At 58.9% G+C, this 22,466-nt stretch carries 24 protein-coding genes and 1 tRNA gene; 8 read left to right on the top strand and 17 right to left on the bottom strand.

The window, feature by feature from the left end:
• Positions 1-81: 81 nt before the first annotated feature.
• Entirely contained in the window at positions 82-552 is a 471-nt protein-coding gene (locus tag JFU47_RS24550; RefSeq protein ID WP_007944014.1) for an RNA methyltransferase, read from the top strand.
• Between the two features lie 90 nt (positions 553-642).
• On the top strand, positions 643-1,020 hold the full coding sequence (locus JFU47_RS24545) for a YgaP family membrane protein (protein WP_192406642.1): 378 nt from the start codon (positions 643-645) through the stop codon (positions 1,018-1,020).
• A gap of 116 nt (positions 1,021-1,136) precedes the next feature.
• Here the strand turns inward: JFU47_RS24545 and JFU47_RS24540 are convergent, their stop codons facing one another.
• Entirely contained in the window at positions 1,137-2,366 is a 1,230-nt protein-coding gene (locus tag JFU47_RS24540) for a hypothetical protein (RefSeq protein WP_201186250.1), read from the bottom strand.
• A 36-nt stretch (positions 2,367-2,402) separates the two neighbouring features.
• Entirely contained in the window at positions 2,403-2,852 is a 450-nt protein-coding gene (locus tag JFU47_RS24535; RefSeq protein WP_201186248.1) for a YcgN family cysteine cluster protein, read from the bottom strand.
• A 280-nt stretch (positions 2,853-3,132) separates the two neighbouring features.
• On the opposite strand from JFU47_RS24535, the gene JFU47_RS24530 reads away from it, so the two are divergent.
• Complete coding sequence (locus tag JFU47_RS24530; RefSeq protein WP_123366770.1) at positions 3,133-3,726, top strand: nitroreductase family protein; 594 nt, start codon at positions 3,133-3,135, stop codon at positions 3,724-3,726.
• 140 nt (positions 3,727-3,866) lie between these two features.
• Here the strand turns inward: JFU47_RS24530 and JFU47_RS24525 are convergent, their stop codons facing one another.
• The 6 genes from JFU47_RS24525 to JFU47_RS24500 form a co-directional block, all read right to left on the bottom strand.
• A complete protein-coding gene (locus JFU47_RS24525) occupies positions 3,867-4,799 on the bottom strand; it encodes a D-2-hydroxyacid dehydrogenase (RefSeq protein ID WP_123366771.1) in 933 nt (310 codons plus the stop codon).
• A 120-nt stretch (positions 4,800-4,919) separates the two neighbouring features.
• Positions 4,920-5,213 (bottom strand): YcgL domain-containing protein, encoded by a 294-nt coding sequence (locus JFU47_RS24520; RefSeq protein ID WP_007898694.1) that lies wholly within the window; start codon positions 5,211-5,213, stop codon positions 4,920-4,922.
• A complete protein-coding gene (gene rnd / locus JFU47_RS24515; RefSeq protein ID WP_201186246.1) occupies positions 5,210-6,343 on the bottom strand; it encodes a ribonuclease D in 1,134 nt (377 codons plus the stop codon). Before rnd ends, JFU47_RS24520 begins: the two co-directional genes overlap by 4 nt.
• Before the next feature lie 123 nt (positions 6,344-6,466).
• The gene (locus tag JFU47_RS24510; RefSeq protein ID WP_201186245.1) at positions 6,467-7,129 is read right to left on the bottom strand and encodes a class I SAM-dependent methyltransferase; all 663 of its coding nucleotides are present in this window, start codon (positions 7,127-7,129) and stop codon (positions 6,467-6,469) included.
• Between the two features lie 73 nt (positions 7,130-7,202).
• On the bottom strand, positions 7,203-8,852 hold the full coding sequence (locus JFU47_RS24505; protein WP_201186243.1) for a phosphoethanolamine transferase: 1,650 nt from the start codon (positions 8,850-8,852) through the stop codon (positions 7,203-7,205).
• 179 nt (positions 8,853-9,031) lie between these two features.
• The gene (locus JFU47_RS24500) at positions 9,032-10,414 is read right to left on the bottom strand and encodes a glutamine synthetase family protein (protein ID WP_140677361.1); all 1,383 of its coding nucleotides are present in this window, start codon (positions 10,412-10,414) and stop codon (positions 9,032-9,034) included.
• A 413-nt stretch (positions 10,415-10,827) separates the two neighbouring features.
• Between JFU47_RS24500 and JFU47_RS24495 the strand changes: the two genes are divergently transcribed.
• The 3 genes from JFU47_RS24495 to JFU47_RS24485 all read left to right on the top strand — a co-directional run bounded on the left by JFU47_RS24495 (position 10,828) and on the right by JFU47_RS24485 (position 14,014).
• Entirely contained in the window at positions 10,828-12,012 is a 1,185-nt protein-coding gene (locus tag JFU47_RS24495) for a cyanate transporter (RefSeq protein ID WP_201186242.1), read from the top strand.
• A gap of 16 nt (positions 12,013-12,028) precedes the next feature.
• The gene (locus JFU47_RS24490) at positions 12,029-12,946 is read left to right on the top strand and encodes a DMT family transporter (RefSeq protein ID WP_201186237.1); all 918 of its coding nucleotides are present in this window, start codon (positions 12,029-12,031) and stop codon (positions 12,944-12,946) included.
• A 132-nt stretch (positions 12,947-13,078) separates the two neighbouring features.
• The gene (locus JFU47_RS24485) at positions 13,079-14,014 is read left to right on the top strand and encodes a LysR family transcriptional regulator (RefSeq protein WP_201186236.1); all 936 of its coding nucleotides are present in this window, start codon (positions 13,079-13,081) and stop codon (positions 14,012-14,014) included.
• A gap of 3 nt (positions 14,015-14,017) precedes the next feature.
• On the opposite strand, the gene JFU47_RS24480 is transcribed toward JFU47_RS24485, so the two are convergent.
• From JFU47_RS24480 to JFU47_RS24465, 4 genes are all read right to left on the bottom strand, one after another.
• Complete coding sequence (locus JFU47_RS24480) at positions 14,018-14,383, bottom strand: 5-carboxymethyl-2-hydroxymuconate Delta-isomerase (RefSeq protein ID WP_201186234.1); 366 nt, start codon at positions 14,381-14,383, stop codon at positions 14,018-14,020.
• A 57-nt stretch (positions 14,384-14,440) separates the two neighbouring features.
• Entirely contained in the window at positions 14,441-15,364 is a 924-nt protein-coding gene (locus JFU47_RS24475; protein WP_201186229.1) for a LysR substrate-binding domain-containing protein, read from the bottom strand.
• A 170-nt stretch (positions 15,365-15,534) separates the two neighbouring features.
• A complete protein-coding gene (locus JFU47_RS24470) occupies positions 15,535-15,726 on the bottom strand; it encodes a YegP family protein (protein WP_008074435.1) in 192 nt (63 codons plus the stop codon).
• A gap of 290 nt (positions 15,727-16,016) precedes the next feature.
• Positions 16,017-16,343, bottom strand: coding sequence for a hypothetical protein (locus JFU47_RS24465; RefSeq protein WP_170206190.1), 327 nt, complete (start codon positions 16,341-16,343; stop codon positions 16,017-16,019).
• 222 nt (positions 16,344-16,565) lie between these two features.
• On the opposite strand from JFU47_RS24465, the gene JFU47_RS24460 reads away from it, so the two are divergent.
• Positions 16,566-17,732, top strand: coding sequence for an MFS transporter (locus tag JFU47_RS24460; RefSeq protein ID WP_201187325.1), 1,167 nt, complete (start codon positions 16,566-16,568; stop codon positions 17,730-17,732).
• A 146-nt stretch (positions 17,733-17,878) separates the two neighbouring features.
• Here the strand turns inward: JFU47_RS24460 and JFU47_RS24455 are convergent.
• From JFU47_RS24455 to dapA, 5 genes are all read right to left on the bottom strand, one after another.
• A tRNA-Ser gene (locus JFU47_RS24455) sits at positions 17,879-17,968 on the bottom strand.
• A gap of 83 nt (positions 17,969-18,051) precedes the next feature.
• Positions 18,052-18,765: a phosphoribosylaminoimidazolesuccinocarboxamide synthase gene (gene purC / locus JFU47_RS24450; RefSeq protein ID WP_008034929.1), complete on the bottom strand. Its 714-nt coding sequence runs from the start codon at positions 18,763-18,765 to the stop codon at positions 18,052-18,054.
• A 28-nt stretch (positions 18,766-18,793) separates the two neighbouring features.
• Entirely contained in the window at positions 18,794-19,552 is a 759-nt protein-coding gene (locus JFU47_RS24445; protein ID WP_201186220.1) for an MBL fold metallo-hydrolase, read from the bottom strand.
• Positions 19,553-19,556: 4 nt separating this feature from the next.
• Positions 19,557-20,672 (bottom strand): outer membrane protein assembly factor BamC, encoded by a 1,116-nt coding sequence (bamC, locus tag JFU47_RS24440; RefSeq protein ID WP_140677388.1) that lies wholly within the window; start codon positions 20,670-20,672, stop codon positions 19,557-19,559.
• Between the two features lie 17 nt (positions 20,673-20,689).
• Entirely contained in the window at positions 20,690-21,568 is an 879-nt protein-coding gene (gene dapA / locus JFU47_RS24435; protein WP_123366783.1) for a 4-hydroxy-tetrahydrodipicolinate synthase, read from the bottom strand.
• A gap of 329 nt (positions 21,569-21,897) precedes the next feature.
• Here dapA and JFU47_RS24430 point away from each other — a divergent pair, with 329 nt between their 5' ends.
• Positions 21,898-22,458, top strand: coding sequence for a glycine cleavage system protein R (locus JFU47_RS24430; RefSeq protein WP_046055714.1), 561 nt, complete (start codon positions 21,898-21,900; stop codon positions 22,456-22,458).
• Positions 22,459-22,466 lie beyond the last annotated feature (8 nt).

Raw genomic sequence — 22,466 nt, 5'->3', positions numbered from 1 at the left:
CAGACACCACCAATCTCCAAACCGAACACCCCTCCTCCAATCCCCGTATAATCGCGCTTTTTTCCCCGAAGGCACCCGCTCGTGGCAGACAAACGGTACAGCTGCATTGGTTTGTATAACCCCAAATCACCGGAGAACGTCGGTTCGGTGATGCGCGCCGCTGGTTGTTATGGCGTGGCGTCCGTGTTCTACACTGGCAAGCGTTATGAACGTGCCGCCGACTTCGTCACCGACACCAAGCGCGTCCACTACGACATTCCGCTGATCGGCATCGACGACCTGAAAAAAATCCTGCCGCTGGGCTGCGTTCCGGTCGCGGTGGAACTGGTGGACGGCGCTCGTTCACTGCCGGAATACACCCATCCGGACCGCGCGCTGTACATCTTCGGCCCGGAAGACGGCTCGCTGGATAAAGAGATTCGCGACTGGTGCGAAGACGTGGTCTACATCCCGACTACCGGCTGCATGAACCTGGCGGCCACTGTCAACGTCGTGCTCTATGACCGCATGTCCAAGGGGCTCAACACCCGCTCCGGGGCGAAATTCCGCTGATTCAGCGCACATCCGATGGAACAAGCCGCCCGCCTCGGCAGTCAGCTTAATTATCTATTCTTGAAAGCCATTCCAGCCAGGAGACAGATCATGAGCGAACTCAAACGCGTAGAACGCATCGAATCCACCCCGTTCCAGACTCACACGGAGCAGAACGTGCAGGGTTGGGAGCGCATCGGTTCCCTGGCCGGCGGCGTGGTGATGCTCGGCAAGGGCCTGCGTCGCGGTGGTGTGTTCGGGTTGATTCAAGTGGCGATCGGCGGTGTGGCCCTGGCGCGTGGTATTACCGGGCACAGTTCGGCGAAAAGCCTGCTGGAGAAAAGCCGTCAGGACATGAACAACGTGCGGGCGAAGATTCAGCGGGCGGGTGAAGAGTTGAACCGGTTGAAGGCGAATGCCGAAGCGGCGACCAATACCGCTACCGTGACTGGCAATGATTCGTTGAAGTCGCCGAAAACCGGGGTTTAACCGGAGATTTTCATTGAGGCTTAGGGCCCCTTCGCGAGCAGGTCGAATCGTCGCACCGTCGCTCCCACATTGGAATGCGGTCACCTGTGGGAGCGAGCCTGCTCGCGAAGGCGGTGCTACTGCAGTAACTCGGTATCGAGGACCTTGGAAGACTCGCCAATAACGCTTTCACTGAGCTGAACAAATTCCTTGGTATCCACACTCTCCAAATGCATCGCCCCCAGCAACACATCATCCAGCGAACGCTTGTTGCGGGTCTTCAGGCGAATCTCGCGATCCAGTTCCTGCAATAACACGACCGCTTTCGAGACCTGCGCCGGACTGACCTGCTCACCGCGCAATGTGCTGACCTTCTGGCTGTCCTTGGCCAACTTCTTCTGCAAACTTTCATACCGCTCATCACTCATGCCGCCAGCGCGGCGCACCAGTTCGATGGCGTAATACTCGGCAAATCCTTCGCTGATCCAGTCACTGCGCTGCTGATCGTTGATCCGCCCGAACACCTGGGCCAATTCCCGCACCAGCGCACTGGTACCGCTTTCGCTGACCAGCGGCAGACGCGTGTTCAGATAGATCGATTCGTGCGCGCCCAGACTGCCACGCCACATCGGGTCGTTGGCGCCGACGATCAGCAGTTTGACGGGATGACGGGGATACACCGCCTGCACTTGCGGCCAGACAAAAGTCAGCAGCGTCAGCACATCCATGCGGCGCATGCCCTGGCCCTGAGGCGAGGCGACGGTGACCTCGGTTTCCCCCAACAGCGTGCGGCGGCTGCCGAGGTGGCCGGCGAGCATCCAGCCCGTGGGCCGGTCGAACAAGCGCGAAACGTTATCGACCCGAAATTTGTTCTTGCCGATTCGCGGCCAGGCGGTTTCAACGCTTTTCCAGCCGGTCGGCAATTCGAATTCAAGGCGTGAAACCAGCTCAATGCCGTCCTGCTGATCGAGTTTGGCCGCCGGTACCAGATCGTCGCCGCGCATCAGCGCCCACGTTGGCGTCATGCGCGTATCGAAGCTGCCGCTCTTGCGCCCATGACTGATGCGTACGCGGTAGGTCAGGCTGGCCTTGTCGGCGGCCGGACGCCAGACGCCACGGGCTTGCTTGCCCGGCGTGAGCTGCCATTGGCCATCGGCCTTGAAGTCGCTGTATTGGCTACCGTCGCCCAGGTCAAAATCCAGGCTGCGTACTGCCGAACCTTGGGCCAGGGTCAGCCGCACTTCGGCCTGATCGCTTTGCGGCAACAGGCGCACGTGGTAATCCAGATCAACCTTCTTCGCCGCCCATACGGACGAGCTCAGAGCCAAAAGCCCAAAGGTCAACGCCAGCCGCAATCCCACAGCCATACACACTCCTTCGTGAAACGTTAATACGCCTGGCGTTTAACCCGCCCGGAAAATCAGATGGTCTTCCCAATCGTCTTCGGCCACGCTGCCTTCGGCGAGCATGCGCCCGGACTGGGAAATACGTTCGTGGTGCACCGCATCGCGATCACCGCACACCAGATGGTGCCAGAGCGGCAGGTCCTTGCCTTCGCTGACCAGTCGATAGCCGCAGGTCGGTGGCAGCCATTTGAATTCGTCAGCCTTGCCCGGTGTGAGCTGGATGCAGTCGGGGACGAAATCGCGGCGGTTCGGGTAATCGGTGCACTGACAGGTATTCAGGTCCAGCAGTTTGCAGGCGATACGCGTGTAATAGACGCTGTTGTCGTCTTCATCTTCGAGCTTTTGCAGGCAGCACAGGCCACAGCCGTCGCACAGCGATTCCCATTCCTCTTGATCGAGTTGATCGAGGGTTTTGCGTATCCAGAACGGTTCGACTTTGGCGGCCATGGCTCAAGCATCAACATCAGGTGGTGAAAAGGCCGCCAGTCTAGTGCCAAGGCCCTTGTGGGCCAAGCATTGGCGACTGCCGGTAGAAGGAGCTTGTCAGTTATTGCGCCGCCAATGTAGTTTTGCCAGTCGCAAGGAACCGGACCTGCGTGCCATTAATGCTCAACCGCATTGCATTCAGGTGAACGACCCAGGCTCCCGACAAACCTCATCGCTCAGCTCAACTGCGCCCGCAGGTTTCAGACGACCCTCACTTTCAAACGTAGCAAGGAATCTCTTGATGAGTGCTAATCCACGCATTGCCGACTATGCCATCCACCCTCAGTTCACCGACCGCTGGTCGCCCCGCGCCTTCACCGGCGAAGCGATCTCCGAAGAAACCCTGCTGAGCTTCTTCGAAGCTGCACGCTGGGCGCCATCGGCCTACAACTCGCAGCCTTGGCGGTTTCTGTATGCGCGTCGCGACACGCCAAACTGGGAGCGTTTTCTGGGCCTGCTGAATGAGTTCAACCGCAGCTGGGCGCAACACGCCTCGGCACTGGTGATCGTGATCTCGAAAACCACCTTCGCGGTGCCTGGCGCCACCGAAGAGACCCCGGCCTTGTGGCACACCTTCGACACCGGTTCCGCTTGGGGTCATCTGGCGCTGCAGGCTAGCATCAGCGGCTGGCACACCCACGGCATGGCCGGTTTCGACCAGGACCTGACCCGCAAGGAGCTGAACATTCCCGAGGGTTATGCACTGCACGCGGCGGTGGCGGTGGGCAAACTGGGCGACAAGGCGACGCTGGCGGATTACCTGCAAGCGCGTGAAGAGCCAAGCCCGCGTCGTCCGCTGAGCGAACTCGCTGCCGAAGGCGACTTCACCCTCTAAACCACACCGAAAAACCAATGTGGGAGCGAGCCTGCTCGCGAAGGGGCCATCACATTCAACATCACTGTTGACTGACAGACCGCTTTCGCGAGCAGGCTCGCTCCCACAGGTTTTGCACAATATTCAAGTAAGCGGTGGATTCAGTAGCCGCGGTTGAAATCCACTTCCCCGCGCAATGCCTCACCCGCCTGATACGCCCGAAGGTTCTCGACGAACAGATTGACCATCATCGATGGCGAGGTCGGGGCCGAGCTGTGACCGGTCAGCAGCAAGCCCCAGGCGGTCCAGAACGGATGACGTTGCGGCAGCGGCTCCTGGCGGCAGACGTCGATCACCGCACCGGCCAGATGCCCCTCTTTCAAGGCTTCCACCAGGTCCGCATCGACCACTGCCACGCCGCGTCCGACGTTGATGAACAACCCGGTCGGTTTGAATTGCTTGAACAGCGCCGCGTCGTACAGGTCATGGGTGTTCGGCGTATTCGGCAGCAGATTGATCACGTAATCCACTTCACCCACCAGACGCGGCAAATCAGCCAGCGCCCCGACTTCGACAAACGGCGCCTGCTCGCGGGCTTCGCTGGCGATGCCGTACAACTCGACGCCAAACGGCACCAGGAACTGCGCCACGGTCTGGCCGATGTCACCGGTGCCGACGATCAACACTTTGCGGCCGGCCAGGCTTTGGCCCTGGCGACTGTCCCACTTGCGCTCGACCTGGCTGACCAGCCGCGGCAGCACTTCGCGCTCGTGGCCGAGCATGTAGGTCAGCACGTATTCGGCCATGACCTGGCCGAAAATGCCCACCGCCCGAGTCAGGCGATAGTGACGAGGCAAGCCGTCGGCCAGCAGCGGCGTGATGCCCGCCCAGGTCGATTGCAGCCATTGTGGCTCGTGCCCCTGACGCAGCAAGGTCGCCAGCAGGTCCGGCTGACCGAGCCAGATCGGACAATCAGCGGCTTGGCTGGCCAGTTCGGCGGAGTCGCCGCTGGTCAGCACTTCCAGGTCAGGCGCTGCTTGACGCAACAGCTGGGCGTACACCGGGTGGTCGTGTTCAGCAATCAGAACGCGCATGGTTCAAACCTTTCAAAAACAGTGCAGACGGCCGCCGATGGAGTAACGCCCCATCGCCCTGGCCCTCGCCAAAATCATTCCAGTGTTTCATAAAGGCTCTGAACAGAGCCTGTCTGCCGGTTACATCGGGTCGTTGCGGCGCAGCAATTCTTCCGGCAAGTGTTCGATGTACTCGTCTTCGGCCGGCGGCATTTGCAAGTGGTAACCCTGCTTCTCAAGGTTTTCCAGCACCACGGTGATGTCCTCGCGCGATAGCTTTCGCTCGGGGGTCAGCACCAGGTCGAAGGCGTGATGCGGTTTGCCGAAGGCGGCCATCAGACTTTCCGGGACGCGCTCCAGTGCATCGCTTTTGAGCACATAGAGGTACATCTCGTTTTTCTTCAAGCTTCGATAGATGGAACAAATACGTTTCAAGGCTGTTCTCCGGCGGTGGCCAGGCTGTCGAGCAGCGCTTGGCCCATTAACTCGCGGCGCCAGCCACGCAGCGAATCAGGCAATTGGTAAGGACCGTTGGGATAGCCGCTCTTGAGCAGCGCTTCCAGGGTTTTCTTGCGCAGCATCAGCTCCGGCGCAATGTTCAGGCGTTCGGCTTCGGCCTGGCCGATCGCCCGCAGCTGTTTGACCAGCGTGGCGGCGTCCACCGGCAAAGGCTCCGGCACCGCTGGCGGCCATTGATCAGGCGACACACTGCCAGAGCGTTTGATCAGATCAAGCAGAAACTCGCCGTCCTGACGCACGGTACGCGGGTGCATGTCTTCGATTTTCGCCAACGCGCCGAGGTTGTCCGGCTGAGTCCGCGCCAGCGGCCACAGGGAATGCTCACGCACGATGCGGTTACGCGGCAGATCACGGGCGCGGGCTTCGCGCTCGCGCCAGGCGCACAGTTCACGTAATACGACGAGTTGGGCACGGGAGAGCTTCCAGGCCAGCTTGGCTTCGCGATAGACCTCATATGGATCAACTTCGCGGCGCAGGTTGGCCACCAGCTCGGCGCCGTCTTCCAGGACCCAAGCGTACTTGTCGTCAGAAAGCTTCGGACGAAGCTGTACGAAAACTTCCGCCAAGTGCAAAGCATCTTCGGCGGCGTAGCTGATTTGGGTGTCGGAAAGTGGACGTTGCAGCCAGTCGGAACGGGTCTCGCCCTTGGGCAGGTCGATGCCCAGCACTTCCTGCACCAGCCGCGAATAGCCCATGGAAAAACCGAGGTTCAGGTAAGCGGCGGCCAACTGAGTGTCGAACAGCGGCGCCGGCAGGTTGCCGGTCAGGCGCAGCAGGACTTCGAGGTCTTCGCTGCACGCATGGACGACTTTGACCACGGCCGGGTTTTCCAGCAACGCGGCCAGAGGCTGCCAGTTGTCGATGCTCAGCGGGTCAATCAGGTAAGCGCGTACGCCATCGCCGATCTGCAGCAGGCCTGCAATCGGATAAAAGGTGTCGACCCGCATGAATTCGGTGTCGAGGGCAACGAATGGCAGCTGCTGCCACTCGGCGCAAAACTGACCGAGGCTATCGTTGTCGCGAATCCAGTGAATATCGATGGCCACACGGCTCTCCCTTGAAGAATGGCGCGCAGTATATATCGCCCCCGGCAATTTCCGCGCATCCACTGAACAAGAGCTTTAGCGAAAATGCCTTCCAAACAGCAAGAAATGTCTGACAAGCGGAGACTAGCCGGCCTTACGCAGTACGTAGACGCGCATCCGCGCACAGCCGGGAAGGAAGTCCTGATGACTGAGCAAGCGCAAACCTGCGCGCTTGAACTCGGCTTCTACGTCGGCCTTGCTGGCCAACGGTCGGGCCGGAACGCCCTGTGCATCCGTGCGCCTGCCTTTGAAATGAGCATCGACCCGTACCGCCACAATCACCGTATCGCGACTGACCCGATGGAATTCCTTAAGCATGGCCAAACGATGCTCGGGGCAGACGATGTCTTGAAACAGCTGCATGCAAAAAATGCAATCAACCGCATTCGCCGACAAGCCGATGGTGAACGCTGAACTCTGAAAGGTCTTGACCCGCTCCAGCAAGCTCTGCGGATGGTGGGTGCGGGCATGATCGAGTATGTCCTGAGACGGATCGGCCGCGAGGATCACCCGGTTTGCATGCTCGGCCAGTACTGGCCAGAAACGCCCGACACCGCAAGCCACATCTAGCACCAGACCCGGCTCGCCGGCAGCCTTGAGCGCATTGCGCACCAGTTGCTCGTCACGCCAGAACGTCAACCGCCCGGCCAGACCACGCGGCCCCGGCTGAAGACAGACGCGGGCGTGCTCCTGATCGTAGCGCCGGGCGATCTCAAGCTCGATGGCAGATGGGGGTTGAGCGGACATGTGCAATGGCTCTCGGGGGAAACTCTACCAGCCGCTGATTAGGGGGCCGGCGCATGAAAAAAGGTTGAGGCATTTAGTCTTTGGCCAACACACCGTCGATTACCGCACCACGACATCCGGCAAACATATCAAGATTCTGGTTGTACACCTTGCTCTTGACTTCCAGCAGACCGAGCATCGAATGGAACAGGTTGTCCTGGCTCAAGGGTTTTTCACGACTCTGTTGCAGGCAATTAGCGTCCACCGAGAACGACTTTTGATAGCTGTCGGAAAACCAGGCCAGCATCGCAACATGTTTTTGTTGTTCCGGTGCCAGCATGTAAGGCGTGCCATGCAGGAACAAGTTGTACTCGCCCAGGGATTCGCCATGGTCCGACAGATAGAGCATCGCGGTGTCGACTTTGTTCTGATTGCTACGCAACAAATCGATCAGGGTGGACAACACGTGATCGGTATACACCAAGGTGTTGTCGTAGCCATTGACGATACTTTCGCGACTGCAATTGTTCAGGGCGTTACTTTCACAAACCGGGGTGAAGTGCTCATATTCTTTCGGGTAGCGCTTGAAGTATTCCGGACCGTGACTGCCCATCTGGTGCAACACCAGTACCGTGTCTTTATCCAGGGTATCGATGAAGTGCTGCAAACCCTGCAGCAGGATTTCATCGCGGCATTCGCTATTGGCGCACAGTACCGGGTCTTTCAGGTTACTGACGTCGTCGAGGGTGACCCGATCGCAAGTGCCCTTGCAGCCCGATTGGTTATCGCGCCAGATCACGTCGAGACCCGCGCGTTTGAGCACGTCCAGCAGACCTTCCTGGTTCTTCGCCTTGCTGGCGTTGTAATTCTTGCGGCCCATGTCGGAGAACATGCACGGCACCGACACCGCTGTTTCCGTCCCGCAGGAATGCACATCGGTAAAAGCGATCAGGCCGGCTTCTTTACTCAGTTTTGGTGTGGTGTCACGGTCATACCCCAGGATGCCGAAGTTCTCGGCCCGGGCACTTTCGCCCACCACCAGTACGGTCAGGGATTTGCGGCCGTGGGTTTGCAAGGCGGGATTTCGCTGGGCATCTTCACCCAGTTTGACAAAGGGCTGGTGCGCAGAGGCGACCTGCTCACGCAGAAAGCCGAAAGAGGCACCGATGTAATTGCTTGGCACGACCATCAGGCGCAATTCATGATGATTGCGAAACAACGAAGACAGGCCCTGATAGTTAACCAGTGCAACGCCACCAATCACGGCAACCGACGCGACAGTTACCAGTGCTTTACTTAATAGCTCACGGTGCCAGCGACGGTAATTAACCGGGATCTGCCACAACAACAACGACGGCAAGACACCCAGCAGAAGGATATAAACAAGCAACTTCAACGACAGCAAGTCACGCACTTCCGTCGCATTCGTTTGCGCAAAGTTACGCAACATGCCGGTGTCAATCAGCACGCCATATTGACCCATGAAGTACGCGACGCTGGCACTGACCATAAAGATCAGCGTCAAAACGGGTTTCATTACCGGCCGGAACGCCAGCAGGGTCAGCACAATGTTGAAAGCAGCAAGGATCATCGCCCCGAATGCCACCCGCATGACGATGCCTTGACCGTCAGAGGCCGTGATTTCAAACAGGTGTTGCCAGAGAACTAAATTGAATCCTGCCAATAGAAAGGCGCTGGCAATCAGTGTTACCCATTCGGGGCGCACGGCTTTAATCTTCAACATGATGATCGGCTGTTCCTGAATAAAAGTGCCTTCGCCAAATGTGAAAATTTCATTGGCCGTAACATCACTGATTTTAGGCTGCCAACCATCAATTTTTTGTGAAAAAGAAGCCAACGATTAGTTGGCTCATGGAGCGAGGCCAAAACGCTCAACTTATTTGAGAATGATTCAGGTTCTGTTCAGGCTTGATTCAAATACCAACGCCAGTCCTGCTCGCCGACCTCGCCCATGAACTGTCGATACTCGGCACGTTTTACTGCCAGGTACACGCCGAGGAACTCACCGCCGAACGCTTCCCGAGCCCAGCTCGAACCTTCCAGCGCTCGCAACGTAGTCAGCCAGTCGGTCGGCAACAGTTCCGTGGCCTGGGCGTAGCCATTGCCCTCCACCGGCGCACCAGGATCGAGTTGTTCGCGTATACCGCGATGGATCCCGGCCAGAATCGCTGCGGCTGCCAGATACGGGTTGGCGTCGGCGCCACAGATGCGGTGTTCGATGTGCCGGGAAAACGCCGGCCCGCCGGGCACGCGCAAACTCACGGTGCGATTGTCCACGCCCCACGTGGGTGCCAGCGGCGCATAGCTGTTGGTCTGGAAGCGACGGTAAGAGTTGGCGTTCGGACAGAACAGCAGCAACGAATCGAGCAAGGTGCTGAGCATCCCGCCGACCGCCTGCTTGAGCAGTGGCGTGCCGTCCGGGGCTTCGCTGGCAAACAGGTTGTTGCCCTCCTTGTCCGCCAGGCTGACGTGCATGTGCATGCCAGTGCCCGCCAGGTCGTCGAAAGGTTTGGCCATGAAGCACGCCGTCATCCCGTGCTTGTGCGCCACGCCCTTGACCAGTCGTTTGTAGCGCACCGCTTCGTCCATCGCCTGCAAGGCGTCGGTGCGGTGTTCGAGGGTGATTTCCACTTGCCCCGGCGCGTATTCGGAAATCGCCGTGCGCGCAGGAATGCCCTGGAGTTTGCAGGCGCTATAGAGATCGGCCAGAAACGGCTCGATCTGTTCCAGTTCACGCAAGCCGTAGACCTGAGTCCCTCGCGGCCGCCCGCCATCGACATCCCGCGCCGGTTGCGGTCGCCCGTTGCTATCACGCTGCTGATCCAGCAGGTAGAACTCCAGCTCCGCCGCCATCACCGGGTAATACCCGTCGGCCTGCAAACCTTCGATGACTTTCGCCAGCAGATGCCGTGGATCGGCAATTGTCGCGGGCATGCCTTCCTTCGGGTGCATGCTGACCTGCACCGCCGCCGTAGGAATCAGCCGCCACGGCATGCGCGTCAAACTGCCGCTGATCGGGTACGCCCGACAGTCGATATCGCCAACGTCCCAGACCAGGCCGGAGTTTTCCACGTCATCGCCGTTGATGGTCAGGCCAAGAATGGTGCTCGGCAATGGCCGCCCGCTTTCGTACACCGCCAGCAGTTCATCGCGATGCAGCAACTTGCCCCGAGGTACACCGTTGTTGTCGAGGATGAACAACTCGAACATCTCGATATCCGGGTTCTGTTCCAGAAAGGTCAGGGCTTCTTGCTTGGAGGCGAAAGATGTTGTGGCAACACTCATGGGAATTCTCTTATTTCCGCGTCAGGCAAACGCACAGGCGTCGCCGCTTTGATCCCGGCGCATAGCGCGGGACCTGTAAGAACAATCAACGGGAAATGCAGGAATCCGGTGGGCGCGCGTGACGGCAGTGCCACAGCGCCCAAAAGGCTAATTCGGAGGGAAGTGCGACGGGACAACCGTCCATAGAAAAAACCACAGGAAACAGATGAGCCGCAGCGTCACACGGGTAGATAAGTCGTTAAATCAGGATTTGAAGAACTTTGGTTGTGGGCTGGCTAAACAATCAACTCCAAGACACCACCTATCCATTGCGGGAGAGATATTTAATTTCTAAATAATACTCCGGACTTTCTGATTTGCGGCCCGCAGGCCTCGCGCGCCTAATCGGCTCCTTGTCATTCAAGGTCCGATAGATGGAAAACGTTCGTGCAATCTCCCGCCCCGCCCTCTGGCTGATGTTCAGCATCCTTCTTGTCGCCCTGAACCTGCGGCCTTCCATGGCCGCCGTCGGTCCTTTGCTGTCGGCGATTCGCGGCGACATCGCACTGAGTTTCAGCCTGGCCTCGCTGTTGACCATGCTGCCAGTGATGACGATGGGGCTGGCAATGTTCTTTGGGCTGGGCGTCAGCCAACGAATCGGCGAACAACGCACCGTGGTGCTCTCGCTGCTGATCATCGGCGTGGCCACGGTGTCGCGGTTATTCCTCGATTCGGCGGCCGAACTGATCATTAGCGCCGTGCTGGCGGGTTTCGGTATCGCGCTGATCCAGGCATTGATGCCGGTGCTGATCAAATCCCGCTTCAGCGATCACGTTTCCGTGTGCATGGGGCTCTACGTCACCTCGATCATGGGCGGCGCAGCGATTGCGGCGTCGTTTGCGCCGCTGGTGATGATCCGCACCGGCAGCTGGCGCGTGGGCCTGGCGATCTGGGCGGCACTGGCGCTGGTAGCGCTGCTGTTTTGGTGCCTGCAACGTGAACGGATGCCAGTGCAGCCTGCTCAAGCGCAACGCAATGGGCCTTTCTTCGGCAATTCCCGCGCCTGGCTGCTCGCCATTTTCTTCGGCCTGGGCACGGCGTCCTACACCTGTGTGCTGGCCTGGCTGGCGCCGTACTACGTGGAAAAGGGTTGGAGCGAACAAAACGCCGGGTTGCTGCTGGGTTTCTTGACCGCCATGGAAGTGTTGTCCGGCCTGCTGACACCGGCCATCGCCAACCGCAGACGTGACCGGCGCGTGGTGCTGGTGGTGTTGCTGGCGCTGATCATGGCCGGTTTCTGCGGGCTTATTCTCAGCCCGCAACACCTGACTCTGTTGTGGCCATGTCTGCTGGGGCTCGGCATCGGCGGACTGTTCCCGATGAGCCTGATCGTGTCCCTGGATCATCTGGACAATCCCCAGCGTGCCGGTGGCCTGACCGCGTTCGTGCAAGGCATCGGCTATCTGATCGCCGGTCTCTCGCCGCTGATTGCCGGGTTGATCCGCGATCAGCTCGGGGGCTTCGAATGGGCCTGGTGGTCTCTGACCGGCGTCATGGCACTGATGATCCTGATGGTCTTGCGCTTCGATCCGCGGCATTACGCCCAACACATTCACTGACCCAGGAACCCACATCATGAAATACACCGGTTTCGCCGCCGCTCACGCCGGCATGTTGCTCTGGGCACTGTTGATCGCTGCATCGTTTTCTGCGGCGGCACAGGTCAGCCAGGCCATCGACCCGATCCTGCTGACCGGTTTGCGCCTGCTGTTCTGCGCCCTGGTGTTTTTGCCGCTGCTGCTGTTCAAGGGCGATACCGCCATGACCGCCCGCGGACTGTTCGGCCATGCCGTGCTCGGCTTGCTGCTGGCGGTGTATTTCGGCTCGCTGTTCGAGGCACTGCGCTATACCTCGGCGGTCAACACCGGGACGATGTTCACCTTGGTGCCTTTGCTGACTTTGCTGTTTGAAGCCGTTTTGATGCCCGACAGCAACCTGAAACAGCGGGTGCTGCCGATGCTGATTGCCGCTGCCGGGGCCGTGTTGCTGGTTTTGAAAGGCGCAGGCCCTGGTGAGCTGCCTTCGCTGTATGCAATGTCGGTGTATGGCATCGGATGCCTGGCGATGGCGCTCTACTCGCCCCTGAGTCAACGGCTCAAGGCCAGCAGCCTCAAGGGACGCGGCCCGGTGGGCATGACTTTCTGGAACATGCTGTTCGGCGCGCTGTTTCTGCTGGCATTCTGTGGGTTCAGCGGCGGCTGGCGATCGGCGTCATTGCTGACCGTGAGCGATTTCTGGTGGCTGATTTACCTGGCGGTGTTCGCCACACTGGCGACCTTCTGGCTGCTGCATCGGGCCATCGGCGTTATCGCCCCTTCCTCGGTCATTTCCTACATTTACCTGAGCACGCTGTTTCTCACATTGTTTCACTGGTTCTGGTTACGTCAGTCGCCGTTGCCGCTGGAAATCATCGGGGCGCTGCTGGTGGGAGTCGGTATGTGGGCACTGCTGATGTCCAGCCGCCGCGGGGTGCCTGCCGCCGTTCAGGGCTGAAAACCTCTGGAACTGCCCCACAACTTTCCATGAAAACTCCTGCAAGGCATTCTCCTGGCACCATCGTTCCGTTAGGATCACTCGCACAAGTTTGCGCACAGTCAGCGCAAGGAGCACAGCGAGACCCAACGGATGCTGAACAGTAACTTGCTTAGAAAGCTCGATATGCAGGACCTCATGGTGTTTATCGCCGTGTATGAGCAAAGCAGCGTCAGCGGTGTATCCGAGGCGCTCTGCGTCAGCCAGTCCACCGTGAGTTACTGCCTGAAAAAGCTGCGCACCAGTTTCGAAGACGAACTGTTCATCAATACCCGCGCGGGCATGCGCCCTACCTACAAAGCCAGCACCATGTACGCCCATGTGCTGAAGATCCTGGAAAGCATCAACCTGTGTCACGCCGGTGCGCCAGCATTCGACCCCACCCTGCAACCCGTCACCTTCAATATCTGCGCACCGGAATACTTCGAGCAGTTGATCCTGCCGCGTCTGTTGAAAAGCTTCGATTTCGCCGACCTTCCAGTCATGGTCAACATGCACAAGTTCGAAACCGACATCCCGGCCGAAGAACTACGCGACGGCAGCCTCGACCTTGTGGTTTGCTTCGGCCCGAACTTTCATCGCAGTCACGGCGATTTCAAATCCCGGATGCTGCTGGAGGACGACCTGGTCTGTGTCTTCGATAAACGTGCCACACCGCCGGAGCCGCGTTTAAGCCTGCAAGCCTTCGTCGAACGCCGGCACGTGTTCCCGACACCCTGGACCTCCACCACCAACATGGTCGACGGCTGGCTGGCGCAGCAGGCGCAAAAACGGCAGATCGTCGCGCGCTCCAACAGCTACAGCGCCGCACTGAAGATGATCACCGGTACCGACTTCATCCTGACCCTGCCTCGGCGTATCCAGCAATTGCTGGCCAACGACGCGATCTTCAATCATTGCGAAGCACCCAACGGCTTGCCGGGTTTCAGCCTCGACATGCAGTGGAGCCAGAATGTCGATCAGGACAGCGCCAACACCTGGCTGCGCGAGCAAGTGGTCAAGGCCTGCACCGAGCAGGAAATGGCCTGAAACTCAGTGGCTGATGGCAATCTTGGTGTAGGACTCTCGATCGATGTCGAGGATTTCCACGGCCAGCTGGACTTCAATGTCTGTCGGCCATTCACACAGATCCTGCACCACAGCCAGCAAACTTTCGGACAACTGCTGCTTGATCTGCGGTGAACGACCGCTCAACAGTGCCAGTTTCACATGCACAAAAGCTCGCTCACCGGACACCGTGCCGACCTTGAACGTCTCAACCTTCACCGCTCGGCTCTTGATGTCATATTCGGCAGCAAACTGACCGGAAGCCACCAACGCATTATTGAGACGAATCAACGCCACATCGGCATTGAGCTCGGGCAGGTTGGCGGTGTATTCCATGTGCAGGTGAGGCATGACTGAGCTCCTGAAAGTTGGCAGAAAGGTCGTACATATAACACAGCATCGCCCTACTCACTCGAGTGGTAAAACCGCGCGTTCACTCATGAACGCCTCCAGCCGCGACCTCAACCAGCGCTCGGCCGGGTCGGTATCGACATGGCTGAGCCAGACCATCGACAGATCCAGGGTCGGCGCCTTGATCGGGAACGGCTCCTTGAACAGCTGGCCGGATGCGGCCATCGCTTCAGCGGCGTAGTCCGGCAGACTGGCGATCAGATCGGTCCCGGCTAGCAAGGCCGGCAACGAGCTGTATTGCGGCACGGATAGGACGACGTGGCGCGTACGACCAATCTCCGCCAGCCACTCATCGGCGTAACCACTGACATTGGCGGTGTGGGAAACCAGCACGTGCGGTCGCGCGCAATACTCATCGAGCGTCAGCGGTGTGTCCGATGCGTCCGCCCGCAAAATGCTGGGCAGGATGTGCCGCAACAACTTGCGCTTGGCGTTGGCCGGTAGCCCGCGAGTCTGGCTGATACCAACGGTGATATCGCCGGACGCCAGCAAATCCGGAATCCGCCAGTAATCGACATGCTGCACCACGAACACCACCTTGGGTGCTTCCTGGCGCAAGGCACGCAGCAATGGCGGCAGCAGGCCAAACTCGACATCGTCCGACAGCCCGATACGAAAGGTCATGGTGCTGCTGGCGGGGTCGAAATCATGGGTCAGGCTCAACGCCACCGACAACGAATCCAGCGCCGGCGACAGGTGCAGAATAATCTCCTCGGCCCGCGCCGTCGGCTCCATACGATGCCCGACACGTATGAACAGCGGGTCGTTGAACATCGTGCGCAAGCGATTGAGCGCCGAACTGATGGTCGGCTGGCCGAGAAACAATTTCTCCGCCACCCGGGTGACGTTGCGTTCGAGCATCAGCGTTTCAAACACCACCATCAGGTTGATGTCGGCCTTGCGTAGTTCGTTACGATTCATCCACTGACCCCGCTCCCAAATCTGATGACAGTTTAGGTAGGTGTCGCAATCGGCGTCTATGCGACTCAAGCATTTTGCGTTTAATCCGGATCCAGGCAGCGGCACTCATAACCGTAAGACCGCCCGTTAAAACGAAGCTGCTCTGACTGAGCAGCTTCACCACCTGAAACCTAGATTTCCTTGACCGGGGTCTGATCGTGGGTCCCTTTGATCAAACTGATGGCATGCACACAATCAGACTTATTGACGTAAGCCTCCCCGCTGGCAATCGTTTCATGGTTACCCGCCCTCAAACGCCACCGCCATTGACCTTTGCCGGTCTGTGCGATGCCACGGGTTTGCCTGTAAATCTCAAAATACATTGCTCGCTCCTTGCGATTGCTGATGACGGCAGATCAGTGACCTGCGAAACGAGAGTAGATGAGGATTTTTTGCAGCAGGGTCTTTCAATGTCAGGGGATGTTTCTCAGATACAGCCTTGATTGGCGGGACGACCAACAGATTCGGGGGACGGTAAATTGGGTGACTGCGCTGAGTAACTTTTCCCTTGAAGAGGCATATTTTTCTTACGCTGCGATACTGTCTGGTCCGACGTCAAAACTCTGATTCGAGCCTTTGGTGATCGTCCAGTAATACATGCCTTACCGACTGTTCACTGATTTTTCTGCTGAGTTGAATCGTCAGCTGACAGGGCCAGAGGCTGTTCTTCCATCAGCACGGCATCTTCCTCAAGTTCTGTTTGAGGTTGAGCCGGGTCAGGATGGGGCAGCAAACCCCGCACAGCCCTTTCAATCAGTGAAAGGATTCCATAGGTGATGAAGCCAAAGATCAGTCCAACAACCAAAATGCTCAAAGGGTGAATTTGCGCTGCATCGGGGCTTTCCAACATGTAGCTAAAAGCCTGAACAGCAACGGTCAGGCATGCCGCAAATGCTGCCACCAGCTTCACAAACACCCAAATCCGTCGCCATCTGTTCATGCATTCCCCCGTCATCCGGTGATTTGCTCTGTATTGCATGATAGCTAATGACCAGGGTTACACCGAAAGCCAGAAAACGCTGATGTGGGATCGCGAGGCGCTATAAGCTGCCTTATGCCAAACAGGCTTTCGAGGCTCATGATGAAAACCACTGACAAGTCAGATGGCACTTCGGTTACTGCGCCAATCAAGAAGACGTCAACCGGCAACGTCTGGCGCACCATGCCTGGCGGCATCTGGGCGTTGGGCTTCGTCTCGATGTTGATGGACATCTCCTCAGAGATGATCCATGCATTGTTGCCGCTCTATATGGTCACGGTACTGGGTACCTCCGTGTTGGCCGTGGGTCTCATCGAAGGCATAGCCGAGGCTACGGCCTCGATCACCAAGGTATTCTCCGGGGCACTCAGTGATCGATTGGGCAAGCGTAAACTGCTCGCGGCGCTGGGGTATGGGCTGGCGGCGCTGTCCAAACCGATCTTTCCTTTGGCGGGCTCGCTGGACTGGCTGATCGGAGCTCGCTTTATCGACCGCATTGGCAAAGGTATTCGCGGCGCCCCGCGCGATGCGTTGGTGGCCGACATCACGCCGCCCGCGATACGGGGGGCAGCTTTCGGCCTGCGGCAAACTCTGGATACCGTTGGTGCATTCCTGGGACCGTTGCTGGCGATCGGATTGATGTGGCTAACCGCGAACCACTTCCAGACTGTGTTCTGGGTGGCCGTCATCCCGGCCTTCCTTGCCGTCGCGGTGCTGCTGGTGTTCGTTCATGAGCCCAAACAAGTGGAAGGGACGCACCGGGTGCGTGCACCTTTGAGCCGGCGGGAACTAGCCCGACTGGGTGCTGGCTACTGGTGGGTGGTGGGTGTCGCTGCGGTTTTCACCCTGGCGCGCTTCAGCGAAGCCTTTCTGATTCTGCGCGGACAGGCCGTCGGGTTGGCGCCGATGTGGGCACCAGCGGTGCTTGTCCTGATGGGGGTGGCGTACTCACTGTCAGCCTACCCCGCCGGGGCTTTGTCTGATCGTGTCAGTCGCGTGGCGGTGCTCGGCGTAGGTCTGATATTGCTGATTGCTGCCGACCTGACTCTGGCGTTCGCGCCGGGTGTCTATGGCCTGGTCGTCGGCGTCGTTCTATGGGGGCTGCACATGGGGTTCACCCAAGGGATATTCGCCGCCCTGATCGCCGATTGCGCGCCGGCTGAACTGCGCGGAACGGCATTTGGCATGTTCAATCTGTTGACCGGGTTGACCTTGCTGCTGGCCAGCGTCATCGCTGGGGCGCTGTGGGACACGGTAGGCTTCCAAGGCACTTTCTTGATGGGTGGGGGCTTTGCTGTTCTGACTTTGCTGGGATTGTGGATGATCCAGGCGAGAGTTCAGGTTCGATAGCAAAGAGCGATACCGTCTATGTTTCGCGAGAAACTCGTACCGCTCGCCGAGAAAACAAAGCGGAAAATTTGCCCTAAACGAAATGCCAGAAACGAAAAAGCCCCTGAAATCTTTAACAATTTCAGGGGCTTAGTCTTATTCAATAATGGCGGAGAGATAGGGATTCGAACCCTAGGTACCGGTGAAGGTACAACGGATTTCGAATCCGTCCCATTCGGCCACTCTGGCATCTCTCCAACGGCGCGCATCATAACAACACTTTTGCCGGAAGCGAACCCCCTAAGCGAAATTTTTCCGTGCTATCAGATGCTTGCGTCGATTAAAGCGGTACGCCCAGACGATTGGCAACTTCTTCGTAGGCTTCGATGACGTCACCGAGGCCCTGACGGAAGCGGTCTTTGTCCATTTTCTTGCCGGTGGCCTTGTCCCACAGACGGCAGCCGTCCGGACTGAATTCGTCGCCCAGGACGATGGAGCCGTCGGAGAACACGCCGAATTCCAGTTTGAAGTCGACCAGCAGCAGGCCGGCGTCGTCGAACAGTTTGCTCAGGACTTCGTTGACCTTGAGCGACAGTTCTTTCATGCGAACCAGTTGCTCGGCGGTGCCCCAACCGAATGCCACGACGTGGGATTCGTTGATGAACGGATCGCCCTTGGCGTCGTCCTTCAGGAACAGTTCGAAGGTGTAAGGGTTGAGCTTCATGCCCTCTTCGACGCCCAGGCGCTTGACCAGGCTGCCGGCGGCGTAGTTACGCACGACGCACTCGACCGGGATCATGTCGAGTTTTTTCACCAGGCATTCGTTGTCGCCCAGCAGTTTGTCGAATTGGGTCGGCACGCCGGCTGCTTCGAGTTTCTGCATGATGAAGGCGTTGAACTTGTTGTTCACCATGCCTTTGCGGTCGAGCTGCTCGATGCGCTTGCCGTCGAACGCCGAAGTGTCGTTGCGAAACAGCAGGATCAAGCGGTCAGCGTCGTCGGTCTTGAAAACCGATTTGGCTTTGCCGCGGTAGAGTTCTTCACGTTTTTCCATGATGGGCTCCGCTTGCTAAGTAGGTGGGCTAGGCGATGTGTCGCCAGTCGAGCCCTGAATCTTGATCGGCCAGTTGCAGCCAGTCCGGGTCGCACCCGAGGGTGTCGACAAAACATTGCCGGGCCAGCTGCGGCAGGTTGTTCTTGCTGCTCAGATGGGCCAGGACCAGATGTTGCAGGTCTTGCCAGCCCAACTCGGACACCAGGAATGCCGCCTGATGGTTGTTCAAATGCCCCAGTTCACCGCCTACCCGTTGCTTGAGAAAGTACGGGTAGTGACCGCGAGCCAGCATGTCACGGCAATGGTTGGACTCGATCATCAACGCATCGAGATCCCGATAGCCGTCCAGCACCTTGTTGCAATACGAGCCCAGGTCGGTCAACAGGCCGAAACGCCGCTCACCGTCACTGAAGACGTATTGCGTCGGCTCCTGTGCATCATGGGCCACGGCAATGACGCCGATGCTCAGTGCGCCGATCTGCAGTTGCTCGCCGCCGGCCAGAAGGCCAGCCGGTTCAATTGGTTTGCGCATCCCGCGCAGGGTACCGCGACTGAGGTAGACAGGCAGATTGTAGCGCCGAGACAGCAAACCCACGCCATGCACGTGGTCGGCATGTTCGTGGGTCACGAGTATCGCGCTCAGTTGCGCAGGGTTCACACCCAGGCGCAGCAGGCGTTTTTCGGTTTCCCGCAGGGAGAAACCACAATCCACCAGCACATACGTGTCAGCGCTGGCTATCAGCGTGCCGTTCCCTTGGCTACCGCTGCCGAGAACGGCAAAACGCATGAGATCAGCCCAGGTTGTCCTGAATCACGCTCAATACCTTGCGCGCCACATCTGCCGGCGCCACGGTGTTGATGTTTTTCTCGACGGTGACCTGGACGTTGTCGCCAACCTTGCTCAGGCGAACCTGATAACGCTCGGCACGGGCTTCAACTTCTTCCTTGCTCGGCGCGCTGCCGAACAGGCCGCTGAAGAAACCAGGCTTCTCGTCTTTCTTCTCGGCTTTTTCCGACAGGTTAATGTAGTACAAGCCCAGGCTGCGGTTGATGTCTTCAACGCGCCATTCGCCCTGTTCCAACGCACGACCGACGCTCGACCAGGCACGATCCAGGTCGCTGCCGACGTTCAGGACAGGGTTACCGCTGCCGTCTTCGCTCAGGCTGACACGACTTGGCGTATCGGAGTCACGCGAAGCCAGCATGGAGACCGAACCGCCCTTCTCCGAGGTGCGGCTCATGCTCGCGAGCATGTCGTCGACCAGTGCCGCGTCCAGGCCAGTGTTGACCGAACGGTTGGTGAAGGCCACGTCGGAGGTGCTACCGGCAGGACGCTCGGCGCTGACCACGTAGACTTCACTGGTGTTGCGCTGCACGCCTGGCTCGATGCGGACCCGCACGCGGGTTTCGCTGTCAGCGCCGACACCGGCTGCGCTCAGGCGCTTGGCCATAGCGGCGGACAGTTCGTCGGAATGCTGCCAGGTGGTAGTGAATTCGCCGGTTTGCGGACGCTGTTCGTCCAGACGGAAACCGTTGTCCTGGAAGAACTGTACGGCCACTGGCCAGACTTCGGCCGGCGGGTTCTGAGCGACGATCCAACGCGAATCACCGGTCTTTTGCAGGGAGTAGGCGCTGGCGTCAGCCCCTGCCGACAACGGCTGCGGGCGAGGAACGATGTACTCGCCCTTGACGGTGTCATCGGCCACGTTGCGCGGGATCGGCAACAGCGGATCCAGACGTTTGGCGGTGCTGACATCCGACGGCAATTGCATGGGTGCAGTCTGTTGCGCTTCCAGGTAATCGCTACCGCGGTCACGGAAATAACCTTCCGGGCCCCAGACCCATCCGCAGCCACTGGTGCTGGAGATGATCAAGGCAAGTGCGGAAAGTCCGGCCAATCGCTTCATGCGTAGTACTTCCTCAATTAAACCAGGACGCCGGACTGGCGCATGGCCTGCCGCAGCGGTTCGTGACAGGCAGCACTGAGCCAGGTGAGCGGCAGACGGATACCGTCCGGCATCAAGCCCATTTCATGCAGTGCCCATTTCACGGGGATAGGGTTGGATTCGATAAACAGGGTTTTATTGAGTGGCATCAGCTTCTCGTGGATCGCGCGGGCCGTCACGGCGTCGCCTTTCAGAGCAGCGTTGCACAGGTCGGCCATGTCGCGCGGGGCAACGTTGGCGGTCACCGAGATGTTGCCCTTGCCGCCAAGCAGCATAAGCTCGACTGCGGTGGCGTCGTCACCGGAGAACACCAGGAAGTCTTTGCTCACGCCGTCGATGATGGCCTTGGCACGGGACAGGTCGCCGGTGGCTTCCTTGATACCGATGATATTTTTCACGGTCGACAGGCGGATCACGGTTTCGGCCAGCATGTCGCACGCCGTACGGCCGGGCACGTTATAAAGGATCTGCGGGATGTCGACGGCTTCGGCGATGGCCTTGAAGTGCTGGTACAGGCCTTCCTGGGTCGGTTTGTTGTAATACGGCGTCACCAGCAGGCAAGCATCGGCACCGGCGGTCTTCGCATTGGTGGTCAGCTCGATGGCTTCGCGCGTCGAGTTGGCGCCGGTACCGGCGATCACCGGAATGCGCCCTGCAACCTGCTTCACCACGTAACGAATCACTTCGATGTGCTCGTTCACGTCAAGGGTGGCCGATTCACCTGTGGTGCCGACCGCCACGATGGCGTGGGTGCCGTTTTGCAGGTGAAAGTCCACCAGTTTGCTCAGGCTGTCCCAGTCGAGACGACCTTGTGCATCCATGGGTGTGACCAGTGCCACCATACTGCCCGCAATCATGCAACCGCTCCTGCCGGAAAAAGAGAGCGGTAATGGTACTGGCGCCAAGATGCTTGTACAAGCGAAGTACTGCGCTGCTGCCATTCCCCTTGGCGCTGCTTTTCGCTACCCTTCAGACTTTGATCGGTACTGATAAGCTCGTACGCCGGGTTCCAGCCTCCATTTTCGGCATCACAAGCCCCGATCCAGCGTTGCCACCCCTCGCTCTTGCCACTCTGGAGCACGTTGCAACCTTGCGGTTCGGGTTTTTTGAATTCGCATCCGCAGGCTCGCTCCCGGTAAAAAAAGCCCGTAGAAGTATCGACCGCTCATCGCTTTAGGAATGCTGCATGTCCACCCCCACAGTTCGCGAACAATTCCTTGTCATCAGTGCCCTCGGCGCCAACCCCATGGAGCTGACTAACGTCCTGTGCCGCGCCAGCCATGAAAACCGCTGCGCCGTGGTCACCTCTCGCCTGACGCGTCATGGCGAGTGCAGCGCGTTGATCCTCGAGATCTCCGGCAGCTGGGACGCCCTGGCGCGCCTCGAAGGCAGCCTGTCGAGCCTCGCCAAGAAGCACGCATTCACCGTTAATGTCGTGCGCAGCGCGGCGCTGGAGAATCGTCCTCAGGCCCTGCCATACGTCGCCTATGTCAGCTCGGCGTACCGCTCGGACATCATCAACGAGCTATGCCAGTTCTTCATGGACCACAACGTCGAGCTGGAAAACCTGACCTGCGACACCTATCAGGCTCCGCAAACCGGCGGCACCATGCTCAATGCCACGTTTACCGTGACCTTGCCCGCCGGTGTGCAAATCAGCTGGCTACGCGATCAGTTCCTGGATTTCGCCGACGCGCTGAACCTGGACGCCCTGATCGAACCGTGGCGCCCACAAAACCCAATGTAAGGAAGCTT

The sequence above is a fragment of the Pseudomonas sp. TH39(2020) genome (assembly GCF_016650715.1).
GTDB lineage: Bacteria > Pseudomonadota > Gammaproteobacteria > Pseudomonadales > Pseudomonadaceae > Aquipseudomonas > Aquipseudomonas mandelii_C.
Note: the sequence above shows the minus strand (reverse complement) of the source record. Positions and strands in the feature narration are given on the sequence as shown.